Annotated in this window: 13 protein-coding genes and 1 pseudogene; 7 read left to right on the forward strand and 7 right to left on the reverse strand. The window is 48.4% G+C overall.

The window, feature by feature from the left end:
- Window positions 1-1,734: 1,734 nt before the first annotated feature.
- Window positions 1,735-2,886, reverse strand: a complete 1,152-nt coding sequence (locus EDC63_RS10575; RefSeq protein ID WP_124945286.1) for a class I SAM-dependent methyltransferase — start codon at window positions 2,884-2,886, stop codon at window positions 1,735-1,737.
- Window positions 2,887-3,146: 260 nt separating this feature from the next.
- Here EDC63_RS10575 and EDC63_RS10580 point away from each other — a divergent pair, with 260 nt between their 5' ends.
- From EDC63_RS10580 to EDC63_RS10605, 6 genes are all read left to right on the forward strand, one after another.
- Window positions 3,147-4,256: an acetate/propionate family kinase gene (locus EDC63_RS10580; protein WP_124945287.1), complete on the forward strand. Its 1,110-nt coding sequence runs from the start codon at window positions 3,147-3,149 to the stop codon at window positions 4,254-4,256.
- Between the two features lie 21 nt (window positions 4,257-4,277).
- Window positions 4,278-6,677, forward strand: coding sequence for a phosphoketolase family protein (locus tag EDC63_RS10585; protein WP_223248166.1), 2,400 nt, complete (start codon window positions 4,278-4,280; stop codon window positions 6,675-6,677).
- Window positions 6,678-6,715: 38 nt separating this feature from the next.
- A complete protein-coding gene (gene glgP / locus EDC63_RS10590; RefSeq protein WP_124945288.1) occupies window positions 6,716-9,235 on the forward strand; it encodes an alpha-glucan family phosphorylase in 2,520 nt (839 codons plus the stop codon).
- 194 nt (window positions 9,236-9,429) lie between these two features.
- Complete coding sequence (locus EDC63_RS10595) at window positions 9,430-10,170, forward strand: pteridine reductase (RefSeq protein WP_124945385.1); 741 nt, start codon at window positions 9,430-9,432, stop codon at window positions 10,168-10,170.
- On the forward strand, window positions 10,167-10,961 hold the full coding sequence (locus EDC63_RS10600) for an ATP-binding protein (RefSeq protein WP_223248167.1): 795 nt from the start codon (window positions 10,167-10,169) through the stop codon (window positions 10,959-10,961). Before EDC63_RS10595 ends, EDC63_RS10600 begins: the two co-directional genes overlap by 4 nt.
- A gap of 29 nt (window positions 10,962-10,990) precedes the next feature.
- Window positions 10,991-12,187: a pyridoxal-phosphate-dependent aminotransferase family protein gene (locus tag EDC63_RS10605; RefSeq protein WP_223248168.1), complete on the forward strand. Its 1,197-nt coding sequence runs from the start codon at window positions 10,991-10,993 to the stop codon at window positions 12,185-12,187.
- Window positions 12,188-12,475: 288 nt separating this feature from the next.
- On the opposite strand, the pseudogene EDC63_RS10610 reads toward EDC63_RS10605, so the two are convergent.
- Window positions 12,476-12,736, reverse strand: a pseudogene (locus EDC63_RS10610) (transposase); the annotation flags it as partial.
- Between EDC63_RS10610 and EDC63_RS18805 the strand changes: the two are divergent.
- Window positions 12,705-13,190, forward strand: coding sequence for a VPLPA-CTERM sorting domain-containing protein (locus EDC63_RS18805; protein ID WP_223248169.1), 486 nt, complete (start codon window positions 12,705-12,707; stop codon window positions 13,188-13,190). The pseudogene EDC63_RS10610 and the gene EDC63_RS18805 sit on opposite strands and share 32 nt — an antisense overlap.
- A gap of 116 nt (window positions 13,191-13,306) precedes the next feature.
- Here the strand turns inward: EDC63_RS18805 and EDC63_RS10620 are convergent, their stop codons facing one another.
- From EDC63_RS10620 to EDC63_RS18570, 5 genes are all read right to left on the reverse strand, one after another.
- Window positions 13,307-14,395, reverse strand: a complete 1,089-nt coding sequence (locus EDC63_RS10620) for a hypothetical protein (protein ID WP_124945289.1) — start codon at window positions 14,393-14,395, stop codon at window positions 13,307-13,309.
- Window positions 14,396-14,601: 206 nt separating this feature from the next.
- A complete protein-coding gene (locus EDC63_RS10625) occupies window positions 14,602-15,312 on the reverse strand; it encodes a hypothetical protein (protein WP_124945290.1) in 711 nt (236 codons plus the stop codon).
- 92 nt (window positions 15,313-15,404) lie between these two features.
- Window positions 15,405-16,004 carry a class GN sortase gene (locus EDC63_RS10630; protein ID WP_124945291.1) on the reverse strand — a complete coding sequence of 200 codons (600 nt, stop codon included), beginning with the start codon at window positions 16,002-16,004 and terminating at the stop codon, window positions 15,405-15,407.
- A 2-nt stretch (window positions 16,005-16,006) separates the two neighbouring features.
- Window positions 16,007-18,175: a marine proteobacterial sortase target protein gene (locus EDC63_RS10635; protein WP_165922978.1), complete on the reverse strand. Its 2,169-nt coding sequence runs from the start codon at window positions 18,173-18,175 to the stop codon at window positions 16,007-16,009.
- On the reverse strand, window positions 18,172-18,384 hold the full coding sequence (locus tag EDC63_RS18570; RefSeq protein WP_165922979.1) for a hypothetical protein: 213 nt from the start codon (window positions 18,382-18,384) through the stop codon (window positions 18,172-18,174). Before EDC63_RS18570 ends, EDC63_RS10635 begins: the two co-directional genes overlap by 4 nt.
- Window positions 18,385-18,421: the final 37 nt, after the last annotated feature.

Here is an 18,421-nt window from a genome sequence, read left to right on the forward strand (position 1 = left end):
ATTGAACAATCGCCCCAGAAAACGACTTGGATATCAAACGCCCAATCAGGTATTCTTCGAATCAACAGGCCTTGCACTTCAAACTTGAATCCGCGATATTTAATAGTGGCCCATTAATAATGGGATTAACTTTGATTATATTGATGTGGTTTAAAAACAGACAACTCGCGTAATTCGTAATGTGCAATAAGCGAAGTGCATTGCACCGGATATTTGCGAGTTTATATGCGTTCATTTTGAGTGGGTGTTTGGTTTTGTATGCAAATTAAGGTAGTCGAATTGAATTGACCTGCCGGGGGTAGCCCGGCGGCTAGTCCCTTTTCTTGCTTCGCCAAGCAAAGTAACCAAAAGAAGGCGACGCCAACTACGCCGTCCCTTCGGGATGCCTGAGCGTTACCGAATAAATCGGGCGGCAGAGCAAACTCGCACGATCCGCTGCGCGTCTACATGCTCAGACATGCACTGCCTTCATCCCGATTTTTCCGGTAACGCTCAGCGGCGCAGATGAGGATAAGTCAAAGTCTGGTCCTACTGAATGCAAGCTATCAAGTTTGTGATAATTTTTATCACTACGCGTAACCGCCCCAAACTTTAATGAGGCTTCACTGTGTCAAAATGCATGGAAACGCAGTTGAAGTATCATTAAGAGCTCAACGCAATCGAACGGGAAAGACCATATTGTTCCTTTTAATATATGTTATTATCATTAACTTCATGCCTTCGTTCCATTGCTGAGTTGCCGTCTCTTAACTTCTGCGTTAATTCTCATGAATATTCGCATATTTAGCACCACAGTCACTTTCTTATTTATTTCTGCATGTGCGGACAGCAATAACGGAATTAGTGAGCAAATTCAGACACAGTTCAATGCCAGCTCTACGGGCCCAATCAACTTGGCGCTCGTCGGCCCGTCATCATGGGAGCGGGTGTGTGTCTTAGGCCCCTACACTATGAACGATCATGCCGAAAAAATCCTCGGGTTCAAGTGGGACGCAACTGGCAAGACTTCTATCGGTAGCAATGACGGGATATACGTCCTTACCTTTGTGAAGGGAAACGAAGTCATTGCGTACACTGAACATCCTAGAAACAAAGGTGATTTTATGAAAATGAAGCCACGATGTTTAAATAGAGAACAAGCCAACTTGGTACGCCAGTCAGACAATGATGGTTGTGTTTTCCTCGTAACCAACCAACAAGCCATAATCCAACGTTGAAGCAAGGGTAGCTAATAGTGACCTTTTTGGATCGTACAATGTATTCAATTATCAGTGCTTCGTTGTTTCTCTTTACAACCGTCCCGCAAACTTTAGGTTATGTAGCTGCAAATGTTCCAAAGCATGACATCTAATTTTTGTGAATACAGCGAACCCCTAGTAGCTTTTGGGGTAATGTACATGTTATGGATCATAGCAACATTTTTCCGGTATACCAGAAAACAGCACTTTATCGACGCTTTGGCTGACGCAAAGCAAAAGGTAAACTCTGGAAATTGGGTTTCTCTAATTTATTTTGTGACGTACCCGTTTGTGTGGTTGGCATATACACCCATGACAAAGCTTTGGCTCGCTATTTGCATTTCACTTATTGCAATGGTTCAGGGTGCATATGTTTGCTAGAACCAAGACAAATAGAAAGTCAGTAGTTATTTAAAGTCTAAACAATGACAATCATGCTGACCAATCGGGACGGCACAAAGGCGCGCGGTCCCTAGCGCCACGTAGTTACCCTCTTTTATAGCAACCGGCTTTTGTCACCCATAGTAAAACCAATCAATCTGTCAGAGATATTTTTACCCAAGGCGATGACCTTGAATAACTCCCCCATTTCAGAGGGGCTGAGCAATTTTTGTGCTTGATTTGCAAGAGGTAAGTAAATGCTTGCATTCTCTGGTGAAGTTTCACTCAGTACGTCTGTGATACCACTATTGATCAAAAAACTGGCTTGGGTTGTGTAGCCGAGTAACTGCAATCCATTGGATATGCCGGCGAGTGCGATAGCGCTGAAATCTACGTGGGCAGTAATGTCCTGCAATCCGGGAAGATAAAATGGTTCAGCGTGGGCGTGGTGGCGGTAATGGCACATGAGTGTGCCTTCACTGCGTTGTGGATGATAGTACTCACTTTCGCCAAACCCATAGTCAATCATCAGTATAATGCCTTGTTGAAGGATTTGAGCAAGGCTGGCGATGAAGCCTTGTGCGGCCAGATTGATTTCGCTGACGTAACCATTTGGCACTATCAATTTTGACACTGTTTCAAATAATCGGCCTGTAGTGAGGGGGTGCTCACGCCATGCAAACCGGTTGTTCTGTAAGGTCACGCCACGTTCATACAATCCATTTTCGCGCCACGCTACAAGATGAACGGGCATTGCATCCAATACTTCATTTCCCAGAATAACGCCGGAAAATGCGCTTGGCAGTTGGTTGAGCCACTCGACACGATCAACCAAATAAGGCAGCTTCTGTTGCAAATAAGAGCGTTGTCTTTCCTGTAAGTCTGCACTTACTTCTAATATGTAGTAATGGGATGGCAGGCTGTTTAATTTAGCTAGTTCGGAAAGTAATTGGAAAGCAAGGGCGCCCGTACCTGCACCTGTTTCAAGAATGTCTCCGTCAGTCATACGTAATATTTGCGAAACCTGACGGGCAAGGGTTCTGCCGAAAAGACTGGAAATTTCCGGTGCGGTGACGAAGTCTCCAGAATGACCAAACTTTGATGCACCTGCACTGTAATAGCCAAGGCCGGGTGCGTAAAGCGCCAGTTCCATGTATCGCGCAAAAGAAATCCAGTTATGGTTGTTTTCAATTTCTGCCTGAATCAGATTGGCGAGTTGCTGGCTATGAATCAGGGCTTCGGGAGTGGGTTCTGGTAGATGGGCCATAGGAGTATGCTAAATTGAAACATGAATGACTTACATTTTACATGATGGGTGAAAACAAACGATTCAATGTTGAATATATTGGATTGCAGCAAGAATTTTGTAAATTTAAAAGCAATGGAACCACAGAGACGCTGAGGCGCAGAGAGAATCAGAAAGTTAGAACGATTTTCTTAGCGTTTGATGGCATGCTGTTTTTAGGGTGAAATCGGCAACTAGAATAGTTGTGATGGATTGCATGTGAAACCAGGAGAAAATACACGATGCTGATTTTAACCGTGAACACGGGTAGTTCGTCTGTTCGCCTGGTTGCTTTTGAACGCGATGATCACGGGAATTTGAAAGCAATAGCAAGTGACCACTTTCAAAACGATGGCAGTGATCCCCAAACGATGTTACGTGCCTTTTCGCAGAAGCATGATCTGGCAAAAGTGCATTTAGTGGCCCACCGTGTTGTGAACGGTGGCGTGAAGTTTAATGCGCCTATACTGATTAATGAAGCAGTTGAAAATGAGATCGAGCAGTTGGTGCCGCTTGCGCCGTTGCATAATCCGGTTGCTTTGCGCTGGATACGTGCTGCAAAAGAGGTGTGGGGTGATGGCGTTCCCCAGATAGGAGTATTCGATACCGCATTTTATGTGGATCTGCCAGAGGTTGCACGAACTTACGCGCTTCCAGGCACTCTATCTAAGAAGTATGGTTTCCGACGCTATGGTTTTCATGGCATTGCCCACCAGGCTATGTGGCAGTGCTGGTGTAAATTGCAACCAGAAAAGGCTGCCAACGGCAGAGTGATTTCATTTCAGCTGGGCGCAGGGTGTTCGATTACAGCGAGCAAACAGGGCAAACCGTGTGATACATCCATGGGATTTTCACCGCTGGAAGGGCTGGTGATGGCTACGCGTTCGGGAGATGTGGATGCCGGTTTGTTGACCTATCTGCAACAGCACGAGGGATTGTCACCCGAGCAGACAAATCATATTTTGAATCATGAATCAGGGCTGTTGGGCGTTTCCGGAATCAGTGCTGATATGCGTACATTGCTGGATTCGGAAGATGAGAATGCCCGCCTGGCAATAGCACTGTACTGCTATCGGGCAAGAAAGTATCTGGGGGCATATCTCGCAGTATTGGGTGGCGCTGAAGCCATCATTTTTGGCGGTGGGGTGGGAGAGCATGCCCCTGCGATCAGGGCGGCTATCCTGGAAGGGATGGAATGGGCTGGCATTGTGCTGGATGAAGAGAAGAATCTTGCTGCTATTGCTGCGGAAAGCTGCATTAGCGCCCCAGGTAGTCAAATAAAAGTGTGGGTGATTCTGGTTGATGAAGCCGCCATTTTGGCGCAGAACGCACTCGCGCTTGTCGCACATTAATGTGTATTGGAGGAATGATTTGTGAATTCTGAAATCTTAACTGGAACAACGCAATCTGTCTCAACAATACCGCTTTCTTCTGAAGAGTTGCGCAATATGCATGCCTATTGGCGAGCCGCTAATTACATTTCGGTTGGGCAGATTTATTTGATGGATAATCCGCTGCTGCAAGAACCTTTAGAACTTTCGCACATAAAACCAAGGCTGCTGGGTCATTGGGGCACAACCCCCGGCCTTAATTTCATTTATGTGCACATGAACCGGATCATTAAATCGCAGGATTTAAACGCGATTTACATTGCCGGCCCAGGTCACGGCGGGCCGGGATTGGTGGCCAATACCTACCTGGAAGGTACTTATAGTGAGGTTTATCCTAACATTTCACAAAATCGCGAGGGCTTGAAAAAACTGTTCAAGCAGTTTTCATTTCCGGGGGGAATACCCAGCCACGTTGCACCAGAAACACCCGGCTCCATTCATGAAGGGGGTGAGCTGGGTTATGCCGTTTCACACGCTTTTGGCGCGGTCTTCGATAATCCCGATTTACTGGTTTGCTGTGTGGTGGGTGATGGCGAAGCGGAAACCGGACCTATGGCTACTTCCTGGCATTCCAATAAATTTCTAAACCCCTCTACCGACGGGGCTGTACTGCCTATTTTGCACTTGAACGGATATAAGATCGCCAACCCGGCGATACTCGCCCGATTAACCCATGATGAGCTGGAAAATCTGTTCATCGGTTATGGTTATACGCCTTATTTTGTTGAGGGTTCGGACCCGGAGGCGATGCATCAGTTAATGGCAGCAACCATGGATAAGGCGATAGGTGTCATTAAATCCATTCAGGCGCGTGCCCGGACCACCGGTGTGGTTGAGCGTCCGCGATGGCCAATGATTATTTTACGCAGCCCGAAGGGTTGGACCGGGCCGAAGGAAGTAGACGGGCTTAAAACAGAAGGCTCTTGGCGATCACATCAGGTTCCGCTATCTGAGATGGCTACAAAGCCGGGGCACGTGAAGCTGCTTGAAGAATGGATGAAAAGTTATCAGCCGGAGACACTGTTTGACGCAACTGGAAGGCTTTTGCCGGAAATTGCAGAACTGGCTCCGTTAGGTGAACGCCGTATGGGGGCCAACCCCCATGCCAATGGGGGCGTGTTGCTGAAACAGCTTTTGATGCCGGACTTTCGTGAATACGCCATAGATGTCCCTAAACCCGGTCAGGTGCTGGGTGAGGCCACACGCGTTATGGGCAAAATGCTGCGCGATGTGATGAAGCTAAATAGGGATAAACGTAATTTCAGGGTTATGGGGCCGGATGAGACCGCTTCTAACCGTCTCGGTGCGCTGTTTGAAGTGACCGATCGAACCTGGATGGCAGAACATTTCGATGATGATGATCATCTTGCCCCGGATGGGCGGGTAATGGAGATTTTGAGCGAACATACCTGCCAAGGCTGGCTGGAAGGCTATTTGCTGACAGGGCGCCACGGTTTGTTTTCCTGTTATGAGGCGTTTATCCATATTGTGGACTCGATGTTTAATCAGCATGCAAAATGGCTCAAGGTTACCAAAGAAATCCCGTGGCGCCGTTCTGTTGCATCCCTTAATTATTTGCTGACTTCACATGTCTGGCGTCAGGATCATAATGGGTTTTCTCATCAGGACCCTGGCTTCATCGACCACGTAGTCAACAAGAAGGGCGATGTGATCAAAGTGTATTTACCCCCAGATGCCAACACCTTATTGTTTGTTACTGACAAAATATTGCGCAGTCGCAATCTGGTAAACGTCATCGTAGCGGGTAAACAACCAGATCTTCAGTGGCTGGATATGGATTCTGCAATCAAACATTGCACTACCGGTATCGGGATTTGGGAATGGGCGGGCAACGATGCGGATGGCGAGCCTGATGTGGTAATGGGGTGCGCGGGCGATGTGCCAACGCTGGAGACACTGGCAGCGGTAGCCTTGTTACGTCAATATCTTCCGGATTTGAAGATTCGCGTAGTCAATGTGGTAGACCTGATGACATTGCAGCCAAAAGAGGAACATCCTGATGGATTGCCTGGTAAGGATTTTGATATCCTGTTTACTACTGACAAGCCGATCATTTTTGCCTATCACGGTTATCCATGGCTAATTCACCGACTCACATATCGCCGTACGAATCATAATAATCTGCATGTGCGAGGCTACAAAGAAGAAGGAACCACGACCACGCCATTCGATATGGCCGTCCGTAATGATCTTGATCGTTTTCATCTGGTTTCAGATGTAATTGACCGCGTTCCTAAACTGGGTTACCGGGCAGCACATTTGAAGCAGATCATGCGCGACAAGCTGATCGAGCATAAAGCTTACATTACGACTTATGGCGAGGATATGCCTGAAATACGCAACTGGAAATGGCCTGAATAACACCCGGTATTTATCTATTTGAAGGATTATGAGTAAGCATGGTACATCCGTATTTAAGAGAACTGCCGCAAGGCCTGGAAAAACTTGTAGAGCTTAGTCTGGATCTACATTGGGCCTGGAGTCATGGGTCGGATCATTTATGGCAGGAGATAGACCCTGCGGTTTGGGCGCGTACTAAAAACCCCTGGTTGATCCTGCAAAGTGTTTCTGAACGACGTTTGGAGCAGTTAGCGCAAGATCAGAGTTTTTTGGCGGAACTGGATCGCCTGGAACAGGCACGGCGGGATTATCACAAAAGTGAATCCTGGTTCGGTGATAACTATGCCAATAATGACGGGCTGATCGCCTATTTCAGCATGGAATACGGTTTGACAGAAGCGCTGCCGCTTTATTCCGGCGGTCTTGGCATGCTGGCAGGAGATCATCTTAAAACAGCAAGCGATCTTGGTGTGCCGATCGTCGCTGTAGGTTTGCTTTATCAGGAAGGTTACTTCCGTCAGATGCTTGACGCCCGTGGCAGGCAGCTCGAAATCTACCCCTACAATATTCCAACCAGCATGCCTATCACGCCAGTAAGGGCAGAAGATGGCAGCTGGCTTGGTGTGCCGATTGAATTGCCAGGACGGATTCTGATTTTACGGGTATGGCAGGTGCAGGTAGGGAAAGTGAACCTTTACTTGCTGGATAGTAATGATGCCATGAATACTCCTCTTGACCGAGGTATTACCGGTAAATTGTATGGTGGTGGCCTGGAGACGCGTCTGGTGCAAGAGATAGCGCTGGGGTTGGGTGGTTGGCGGGCATTGGCAGCATTGGGCTTACGCCCTGACGTGTGCCACCTGAATGAAGGGCACGCTGCTTTTGTCACAATGGAACGTGCACGTTACTTTATGGAGGAAAATAACGTGGATTTCTGGGAAGCGTTATGGGCCACTCGCGGCGGTAATGTTTTTACTACCCATACGCCGGTAGCGGCTGCCTTTGATGTTTACCCTCGTGTGCTGATCAAAGAATATGGCGCGCATTACGCCAAACAGCTGGGTGTTTCAGCGCGAGAGTTAATGGCTTTGGGCAGCAAGTCACACAACGGTGATGACGATGCATTCAATATGGCCTATCTGGCCATGCGTACCTGTAATCGGGTGAATGGCGTGAGCGAGCTGCATGGCAAGGTAAGTCGTCGTATTTTTGATGATTTGTACCCGCACTGGCCGGAACGTGAAATCCCCGTTGGCCATATTACAAACGGCATCCACGTACCTTCCTGGGATTCGCCATGGGCGGATGAAATTTGGACTAAGACTTGCGGTAAAGGGCGTTGGCTGGGTACGCCTGAAACCTTGTCGGAGGCAATTAAATCCCTGGGTGACAACGCATTGTGGCAGTTCCGGGGTAAAGAACGCCATGAGTTAGTGCAATACGCGCGTCATCGGCTGGCACGGCAACTGGGGCAACGGGGTGCGGACGATGAAATGCTCGCCAAAGCTGAAAACTTTCTCGATCCAAATATGCTCACATTAGGATTTGCGCGTCGTTTTACTGAGTATAAACGTCCCAATTTGCTATTGCGAGACCCGGACCGGCTGGAGCGTTTGTTGACCAATTCGGTACATCCAGTGCAACTGATTGTTGCTGGAAAAGCCCATCCTCAGGATGAAACCGGAAAACTGTTTATTCAGGCGTGGGCTGAGTTTGTGAGTCGCCCCAGTGTTCGCGCACATGTGGTTTTTCTGGAAGATTACGATATGGATCTTGCCCAGGAAATGGTTCAGGGGGTGGATGTCTGGATCAATACCCCACGCAGGCCATGGGAAGCGAGTGGTACTTCCGGCATGAAAGTGCTGGTGAATGGCGGACTTAATCTTTCGGAGCTGGATGGCTGGTGGGCCGAAGCCTACACACCAGGGGTGGGCTGGGCATTGGGTGATGGTCAGGAGCACGCCGAACCTGGATGGGATGCAGTAGAAGCTGAGCAGTTGTATGACTTGCTGGAACATGAAATTGTACCCATGTATTACCGGCGGGATTCTCAGGGTATCCCCTGCGAATGGGTAGCGCGCATGCGCGCCAGTATGTCTCAGCTGGCACCTCAGTTCAGCAGCAACCGCATGCTGCAGGAGTATGTGCGCAATGCTTACTTACCGGCCATAGCATCTTACCGGAAGCGCACTGCAGAAGGCGGGCGTTTGGGCAAAGTACTCGCAGCATGGGAATCAGAAGTCCGAAGAAACTGGCATGAAATACATCTATCAAACCTGGAGGTTAAGCAGCAGGAAGGAGGTTGGTTATTTTCTCTCCAGGTTTATCTGGGCGCGATTCCACCAGAGTCAGTGCGGGTGCAGTTGTATGCAGAGCCTGAAGCTGGCGAAACAGTTGAATTGCCCATGATGGCATGTGGGTGTGACATACCTGGCGCCATCCATGGGTACGTCTATGATTGCGCAATTATGACTACCCGACCTGCTTCGGATTTTACGCCTCGTGTGATGGCTTATCATGCAGACGTACTTACACCTATTGAAACAGGTCTGATTGTTTGGTGGCAGGGAACATCTTGAGGCTTCCTGAATGATGCGCTCATCTGTCAGGATTATTGGTGAAAAAATGCTCTTCTGTGGGCAATAAATCAGTTAAGTTGGTAATTAAACCCAAAAATTCCATAAATATAGTGCAATAAAATGCTACATTTAATCAATTTAATAGTCTAAGTGGTGTGATTGTGTCTGTAACAGAAAATAATAAGATGGGTTCGATGCAGGGCAAAACGGTATTAATCACAGGGGGAGCCAAAAGAGTCGGTGCCGCTATCAGCCGGTTATTGCACAGTGACGGTGCAAATCTCATGATTCATTACCGGTCCTCTTTAGGAGAGGCCAGCTCACTGGTAGCCGAATTAAATGCAGACCGGCCCAATTCAGCGGCGCTGGTCCAGGCCGATTTGCTGGATATTGCTGCGCTACCTCATCTGGTGCACGAAACCGTCAAAGTATTTGGCAATGTGGATGTGCTGGTAAATAACGCTTCCAGTTTTTATCCTACAGCTGTCGGTAATATAGATGAGACAGCCTGGGTAGACCTGATCGGCACCAATTTAAAAGCCCCGCTTTTCCTGTCCCAGGCTGCCGCCCCTGAATTGAAAAAAAGTCGGGGTTGTATTGTGAATATCACCGACATCCATGCCGAACGTCCCATGAAAAGCTATGTGGTATACAGCATCGGAAAAGCAGGGCTGGTATCCATGACCAAATCCCTGGCAAGAGAGTTGGGCCCGGAAGTTCGTGTCAACGCAGTTTCTCCAGGCCCGATTATGTGGCCAGAAGACGACCCTAATTTTGATGAAACCTCACGTGAACGCATTATTGACCACACTATTTTAAAACGTGCCGGTGGACCGGATGATATCGCCAAAGCAGTACGTTTTCTGATTGAAGATGCCCCCTATATAACCGGGCAAATATTGGCCGTTGATGGCGGCCGGAGTGCAAAGCTATGATGATGCTTGAACAACCCGTCAAACCGGCAAAGTCTTTGCTCTCTGCAGCCGGGCGCGCAATTGGTGATTACGACATGATCCGTGAAGGGGACCGGGTGCTGCTGGGCCTGTCAGGTGGAAAGGACAGCTTATCCCTTTTACACGTATTACTGGATTTGCAGAAACGGGCACCTATTCGTTTTGAACTGGCAGCTGTCACGGTAGATCCACAATCCCCTGATTTCGACCCTTCACCTCTCAAAGATTACATGGCTAGCCTAGGGGTGAAGTATTTTTATGAAAGCCAGCCTATTGTAGAACAAGCCAAAAAATCCCTGCAGGGAGATTCGTTTTGTGCGTACTGTTCCAGAATGCGTCGCGGCATTTTGTATCGAACAGCCCGGGAAAATGGCTATAACGTACTGGCTTTAGCCCAACATCTGGATGATCTGGCCGAAACCTTTCTCATGAGCACCTTTTTCGGAGGCAAATTGCGTACTATGAAGGCGCACTACCTCAACGACGCCAAAGATGTCCGGGTTATTCGTCCCTTCGTCTATGTCAGGGAGCGGCAAACCGCAGATTTTGCAGAGCGGGCGAGCTTGCCGGTAATACCCGAAAACTGCCCGGCCTGCTTTGCCATGCCCTCACAGCGCATGCACATGAAAACCGTTCTGGCGCAGCTGGAGTCAGAAAATAACAAACTATTTGCAAGCTTGCTGACTGCCATGCGCCCCTTGATGGATGATACCGCAAATGTGGGGGAAATACCCGAGGGCAGCAAAATCGTAGAAGTGCCTGAAGAATTATAAAACCATTAGTACTAAAGCAGGGAGACACCATGTCAGATCAGCCACATATTCAGTCTTTTCAACCACCCCATCGCACCCTCATGGGCCCGGGGCCTTCCGATGTGCATCAACGCGTACTGGACGCCATGGCCCGCCCCACGGTCGGCCATCTTGATCCGGCTTTTGTCGGGATGATGGAAGAATTAAAAACCCTGCTGCGCTATGCGTTTCAGACCAATAACGATTTAACCTTTCCCGTATCCGGGCCAGGTTCCGTTGGCATGGAAACCTGCTTCGTTAACCTGGTAGAACCTGGCGATAAAGTCATAGTGTGCCGAAATGGCGTATTTGGCGGGCGGATGGTAGAAAATGTAAAGCGTTGCGGTGGTGTACCGGTATTAGTAGACGATGCCTGGGGCAGTGCAGTAGACTCCGGCAAGTTGGAAGATGCGTTAAAAGCCAACCCGGATGCCAAAGTGGTCGCTTTCGTCCATGCAGAAACCTCCACCGGCGCCCAGTCCGACGCGAAAACTCTGGTAGAAATTGCCCACCGGCATGGTTGCCTGACCATAGTCGATGCAGTGACCTCCCTGGGCGGTACCCCGCTAAAAGTGGATGAGTGGGAGGTCGATGCGATTTATTCAGGCAGTCAAAAATGCCTTTCCTGTACCCCCGGTTTATCACCAGTCAGCTTTAGCGCGCGTGCAATAGAAACCGTTAAAAACCGCAAAACAGTGGTGCAAAGCTGGTTTATGGATCTGAATCTTGTACTGGGATACTGGTCAGCCGCCACTAAACGTACCTATCACCATACTGCACCGATTAATGCCCTTTATGGATTGCACGAATCATTGGTTATGCTGCAGAACGAAGGGCTGGAAAATTCATGGAACCGTCACGCCCATAATTACCAGGCATTGAAGGCTGGTTTTGATGCTATGGGACTCAAGTTTTTTGTGCAAGAAGACCAACGCCTGCCCCAGTTAAACGCGATCTGCATCCCGGAAGGAATAGACGATGCAGAAGTCAGACGCCGCTTGTTACAGGATTACAATCTGGAAATAGGCGTAGGGCTAGGTGACATGGCCGGCAAAATCTGGCGCCTGGGCCTCATGGGTTATAGTAGCAGGCCTGAAAATGTACTGCTGGCCTTGCGTGCGCTGGATGAAGTGCTAACGGATATGAAAGCACCCATCCAGTCAGGGAGGGCCGTGGTTGCTGCAAATGGTTTTTATGATGCAAAATAATCTGGTTAGCAAGAATTTCGTCTGAGTGGCGCTTCGTTGTTTTGCTAGTGTAAAACAGCTTGTATCAGGCAGAGATGCTGAGACGCAGGGGTAATCCGATTTTGGTGCCCCAGTATTTATTGTGGCTCCGCATACTTTACTATCAAGATGTTTTCTTCTGCGCCTTCGCGCCTCAGAGGTTAAAGAACTTAATTTCTCAACAAGGGATCTAAAAAATGCAATTTAAACAAACTTTACTCTCAGCGTAGTGGTCAACTATTACCGGTTAACCCGGGTTTCGAGTTGTTAAATCCGTTGTTGCTCAGGGGTAAGTGCCTTGGATTTGGGTGTCACTCCCTGACGTTCGCTATTGAGCTGCTGGGCCCACCGTCTTAATACGCGCTCACTCACATCCAGTGAGCGGCTAGCCTCAGATATTGAGTATCCATGGTTAAGCACCAAGCACACCGCTTTCTGTTTGAATTCAGGGGTAAAGGTTCTTCTCTTTCTGGCCTCAGTTGTCACTATGGCAAATGCAATGAAATTTGTTCCCACGACTACAACTGTCATTACCTTCGATAATCTGGCTGACAGTAGTGTAACCACTTACGTCCTTGCAACCTGGACAGGAAGTCAGGATACCAGCGCTGGGAATACATTTATCCGTGCTAACCATGGACGCCTTGCCGCAATTGAGGTTGATTTTTCTGCTCCAGTTGTTTTTGAGGGTGCTGACTACAATTCTTGGGGCGGTGCTCAAAGCGGATATGCTTTCGATCTATACTTGGGTGGAAATCTAGTGGCTCACGGCCCGCTTGATCCCAATACTTGCTGCTCACTGTCCTGGTTGAGTTCAGGTTATAGCGGGTTGGTTGATCATATTGCATTTAATGGATCAAGCGATGGTGCGGTTATCGATAACTTAACATACACGGTTTCTGCTGTTCCAGTGCCTGCTGCTGCATGGTTGCTGGGTTCTGGTCTGCTTGGATTAGTAGGTATTGCGCGGCGCAAAGTAGCTTAGCAAGCCTTTTACTCAAGATTGGCGGCCCAAATGGGTCGCTTTTTTTGGAGCTTTTGAGAGTGCCTACCGCCACTTGTTTCTTTTGCCTGTCCGTGGCCGGTTATGGAATAAGACTACTATTTATTGGGACTTTCGAGTTGCATGGGTTTATGGGCTCGACCCTGCGTAAATGCCTCTACAAGTGTGTCCATCGCGGAAAATAATAACTCGATGCTGTACCCTGCAAGAAACGCGAGAGCCAAGGGAGTTAAGGGGGCCGTATTGCCTGCAATCTTTACCGAATCATCTCCTCCAACAAACCAAGCGATAGAAAAGCCAGCGAGGGCACCGAGCACGATCCGTAATTGGAGGCGGATCTTTGAAGCTCTTGTAAACGTGCGTGTTTTGATCTGTTGCGATAAGGTTCGCAGAACATATGCGCTGGCGCCAATCAATCCGTAAAGAATAGGCAGGATATACAGAGACATGATCGTTAGAGAAATAGCACCTGTTTGCATTTGCTGGGCTGCCTCTAAATAATCCTTATTTTTACTAATATATAATTTTAAATCTTCAGGGGCATTTTTGGCAGCTTCTTCGATAGTTCCCTTGAAGAATTTACCAACGATGTCTGCTTTGCTCAGTAGCGCGAGGTTCGCTTGCCATCGGTGCCACAAGTCTATGTACTTTGGATCGTTTTCTATCGTTTGAGTATTTTGCTGCGCACTTGTGGGGTCTTTTTTTTCTTGTATGTTTGCTGCGACCTGAATTTCAATAATTTCCTTGTGTATCCTCCTTGAATCATCGACAAGGGTCGAAAGAAAAACCCAGTAAACTTGGAAAAGCAACAGTATGACAATGAAGGAGATAGTAAATCCTTGATACCGAAGAACAGCTTTGCCGGCATCGGAAACGTTTCCCATTACACCTAGTCGAGGATTTGTCGCCTCAAGGCTTTGATAGGAGACAGGGGCGGTTGCAATACAGAGCTTACGGTAGGCATACCAAAATGCACTTTCTTCGTCCTCAGTCAATGTAGTGCGACTGGCCAATATATGCTTCGAATGCACGATCGTCGCCATAAGAGCTTCGTCAACGTTGCTCCCCTGCTCTGTTGCATAAGCCAATAGCAGATCTGCTGCATTGACGGCATCCACAAGGGTGTGGTCAAGCGTTTCTAGTGTTTGTCCTTGTTGACTAGGACTGCCTGCTGTTCCGGCGCTCACTGTATCCTCTTTCCATCTTAAATTACGTTAGTTAGTCAATCCTGTGTAAAGCATAGTCTATGGTTAGACTATGCACAATATCATTGGCAAACACCCTTGGATCTCAATGACAGAAAAAAGTGATTTTCACAAATTAAAGCTGTTAATTTTAAATCATGGTCAGAGAGTTTCCACGTAAGCTTGGACTAAGAGATTGGGTGCCAAACTCAGCAACCGCAAGCCGCAAAACGCCCAGAAAGCTGGGCTGCTGTGTGCATCAATTCCCCTTTACCGGCTTGTGATGATAAATAAAGCCGATAATCAAAACCGCAATTATCGTCTGGGAGGCTAAGCAGTAAATCGATCTTGCCATCTCTGTCAAGATCGCCTATCCAATGAATAAAAGGGGCTGTATCCCCACCATAATGACCTTCAATTTCAGTTTTAAACAGGAATTGTTTTGTTTTGCCATCACTCACGTGGTAACGAAAGCCTCCGTATTCAGGAAGCTTTACCCATGTGACTGTTAATGGTGTGGTTCCCCACGGCAAGTGCCATTGACCAAGCGTTTTCAATTTTGAGTAATGTCCTGATTCAACCATCGGGTTGTTGGCTTTAAACCATGTTGTGACTTTGCCAATTTTAAGTGGAAAGCCGTTAAACAATGCAATTGGATTATCATTAACGTGCAAGACGTCAATTGGCTCGTTCTCATCCAGTATGTTTTTCGCGGTGGATGAAGTAATGCGCACTTTTGCATTCCGAACTTCACAGTTTGATGCGTTGCAATAGAGTCCGTACCAGGCGCTTTTTCGAGGAAAGGTATCTTTGCTAAACGTATCGTTATAATCAATTACAACAATTGGCTTGGGAGGCCCTGCGTAGGAAAGCCCGGAGAATGTGATCAAGGCTGCAATAATGACTTTATTTCTAAACATAGTGGTGCTCCATTGAGGTAATACTTTTAGCCGTTATCTGAAAAGTTTTGGGTGCAGGCTGGTTACGAAACAGACAGTCGAATATTCGTAATTTATACGCCTGTATAATTAGCCTCTGCCGTTACAACATACCGCAATGGCCCGCCAGGTAGGATTGCGTCAAATGGATAACAGGTAATCAATGTCAGTCTGGCGTTTTCAGAATTTCTGGTCACCCAAGTATCGTGTTTATCTACCACTTGCATTGCACTGATGCGGTAACCTTTTACTTTTCCATCGGGGCTTTCTACAAGCAGTTGATTGCCAGCCTCCAGTTTTTTTACAAAATTAAAATGCGTATCACGGTGAGCGCTTAATACGCTGTTGCCGGTTTGTCCCGGCAGTGGTGTGCCGCTTAGGTGACCGGGGCCAAAGGCGAGGGTTCTGCCGCTGGCGCCTGCGAGCACGTAAAGATCGACACCTTGAGAAGGTACCCGTAACCGGGCAACTGGCCAGGTATCTGCCCAGGGCCAGGGCTTCACTTCTTTTTCACCGGCGCGTGTCTTCTCCCATGCAGTGCGCAGCAGGTGTTGAGCCAGTTGCGCCTTGAGATGGATGTAGGCAGCTTCACCTGTTTGCCAGACGCCTGCCAGTAGCAGTGCGCCGATAAGCAAGCTACGCCAGGTAATTTTTTTGGCGCCAATCTTTAGCATGGTTAACCCCTCAACCGGGTATCAGCGAAACGTATTTTTCGGGTAAACCCAAGTAGTGCAGCCAGTGACAGTGCACCTAGGCCCAATGCCAGATTTAGCTCAGCCGGTGTGGCAGTTTGCGGCAGGGTGCCGAACACGGCTTCATGACTCCATCCTTCCGGTAGATTGGTTGGCATGCCGGCGGTGTTAAGTGCTTCGTCTTTTGGTCGTGCAGGGGTGACATCAACGGCAACAAGGCTGGTGTATTTGCTGACCAGGTGATGAGTAAGAGCTACCTCGACGACTTGTTTTTTGACCGCCTCTGGGTCTGCGCCATCATGGATTGAATCGATCAGGGCACCGATTTTTTTGCGCGCCCATAATGCCGGTACGCCATTTTCGTCTTTTCCGCCTTTTAAGGGTAAGGTCATGCGCCAAGGCTGGTTGCCGCGTTTTCCTTGCAGCGTGACTTCGCCTTTCAGTTCATCCATTGCGGCGATGACGATGACTGGTTCACCCAGATACAGATCCGGAATTTTGTTTGGCCACATTTCCACTGATTGCGCATCTGTCCATTTGATCTGGATGTCGGTCAGAACCGGGCTTTCAAGTTTTGAAAACAGCTGGCTCATTTTTTCCTTTACTTCGGAAACATCGCCGATATAAGTGAAAGTGCCATGGCCGAACTCTGCCGCCTTGCTCATGAAGTAACTATTGGGCGCGCTGCCGATACCGACAGTGAACAAACGGGAATTGCCCAGTTTTTGTTTGATGATGCCAAACAGTTGGTCTTCGTTACCAACGCTGCCGTCTGTTAAAAATATGACCTGACGAACGACCTGAGTTTCACTGCTGTTGTTTAGGGCGGCGTTAAGGGCTGCTGCGATTTCTGTTCCACCAGTCGCCTCCAGACGGTTAACGTAATTATTCGCCTGACTGATGTTGTTATTGGTGACGGGTACTGAGGAGGGAAACAGCATATCCGTAATCGAATTAAACTGAATCACGTTGAATCGGTCTTGTGGACTCAGACGAGCCAAAGCCAGAGTAAGTGATTGCTTAGCTTGTGTGAGCGATGTGCCGGACATGGAGCCGGAAGTGTCGATCACAAACACAACCTCCCGTGGCAATTTGGTTTCAGCAATCTGAGGCGCAGGCGGCATAACCATCATCATAGCGTAGGTTTTGTCAGCCTTGCGCTGGGTGAAGAGTGCTGCCTGTGGCGCATTAATCAGTGCGGGCGCCCATACCAGTTCAAAGTCCTTGTTGGCAGGTACTTCGCCTTCTTTTAGTGAGATTACATAGTGATTGTCAGGCAGTTTTTGGGTGTTTATCGGGTGGTAGGGGCTTTCCAGACGGGCTAATGGGAAGCCGGCATCCAGTTCAACCCTGATACTCACCGGATTAATGGATTTATTGGCGGGGTGCAGTACCACCGGTGTAATACGCGCTGCATCAGGAACAACATTGGTGTTGTTTGCCCAGCCCGTACCGGCAAACCCGCTTACTTGCTGTGTGCCTGGAATGTAACGAGGTGCCACTACCATTGGAAAGCGCAGGTGGAAGGTGCCTTGGTCGTAATGCAGAGTTTGCTGGTATTCAATCTCGATGGTTACATCTTCCCCGGGGCCGATATTGGCAACGCTGGTGGTGAAAATATTCGGGCGTTCCTGCTCTACCAGTGAGGCTTTTTTACCTTCTTGCTTGGCTTGTTCATAGGTTGCACGGGCAGCTTCTTTTTCTTTGACTTGCCCTTGAATCATACGGCTACCTATGCGCATATTCAGATGATCAACGGCAGCATTTTCAGGCAAGGGGAATACATACACTCCCTCGGCCCAGGTTGTAGATGGGTTGTGAAAGCGCTGAGTCACATGGGTGCGGGAGACCAAACCTGACACGTGCATGACCACGTCTGTTTTTAAGGTTGGCGCGAGCTGGTATTCACCTTTCACACCCGTTTTGAATAACAGACTACCTTCTTGCGCATCAGAGAGTTTGACTGGTGGGGTAGTCTCATCTTCGGCTGAAACCGTTGCATTGGCATTGCCCGCAAGCAGGAGCACAAACACACTGGCGATCAGGCTGAATATGATGCTGACGGCTACGCCTCCTGCAACGATCCGCAAGAGGTCGGCTACGATAGCGCGTGCAGGGTAGGGTAACCGGGTAGTTTCGTTGGTGGTATTCATTTTTGTTCTCCATTCCATGCTTGCCAGGTTTTGATCATGCGCAGGTGAGTGCGCGGCTGAAAACGATGTCCTGATCGCCATGCCACCCAGGCGCGTTGGATTTTGCGCACCCGGGGCTTGGGTTGTCGTTTGCACAGGCAGCCCATTTCGGTATCTTCTGCAAAGCATTTATCTCGGTTGCTGACATAAGCACAGCTGGTTTTGCACATTTTTGTTCTCCTTAGGCAACAAGTTATTGATACTCAG

It is taken from the genome of Sulfurirhabdus autotrophica (assembly GCF_004346685.1).
In the GTDB taxonomy this organism is placed as follows: domain Bacteria; phylum Pseudomonadota; class Gammaproteobacteria; order Burkholderiales; family SMCO01; genus Sulfurirhabdus; species Sulfurirhabdus autotrophica.

Excerpts from the sequence above, each read along its gene's own strand:
- EDC63_RS18805 (WP_223248169.1), top strand. The coding sequence starts at position 12,705 with ATGAAATTTGTTCCCACGACTACAACTGTCATTACCTTCGATAATCTG.
- EDC63_RS18570 (WP_165922979.1), bottom strand. The coding sequence starts at position 18,384 with ATGTGCAAAACCAGCTGTGCTTATGTCAGCAACCGAGATAAATGCTTT.
- glgP (WP_124945288.1), top strand. The coding sequence starts at position 6,716 with ATGGTACATCCGTATTTAAGAGAACTGCCGCAAGGCCTGGAAAAACTT.
- EDC63_RS10575 (WP_124945286.1), bottom strand. The coding sequence starts at position 2,886 with ATGGCCCATCTACCAGAACCCACTCCCGAAGCCCTGATTCATAGCCAG.
- EDC63_RS10625 (WP_124945290.1), bottom strand. The coding sequence starts at position 15,312 with ATGTTTAGAAATAAAGTCATTATTGCAGCCTTGATCACATTCTCCGGG.
- EDC63_RS10580 (WP_124945287.1), top strand. The coding sequence starts at position 3,147 with ATGCTGATTTTAACCGTGAACACGGGTAGTTCGTCTGTTCGCCTGGTT.
- EDC63_RS10630 (WP_124945291.1), bottom strand. The coding sequence starts at position 16,004 with ATGCTAAAGATTGGCGCCAAAAAAATTACCTGGCGTAGCTTGCTTATC.
- EDC63_RS10600 (WP_223248167.1), top strand. The coding sequence starts at position 10,167 with ATGATGATGCTTGAACAACCCGTCAAACCGGCAAAGTCTTTGCTCTCT.
- EDC63_RS10595 (WP_124945385.1), top strand. The coding sequence starts at position 9,430 with ATGCAGGGCAAAACGGTATTAATCACAGGGGGAGCCAAAAGAGTCGGT.
- EDC63_RS10605 (WP_223248168.1), top strand. The coding sequence starts at position 10,991 with ATGTCAGATCAGCCACATATTCAGTCTTTTCAACCACCCCATCGCACC.
- EDC63_RS10635 (WP_165922978.1), bottom strand. The coding sequence starts at position 18,175 with ATGAATACCACCAACGAAACTACCCGGTTACCCTACCCTGCACGCGCT.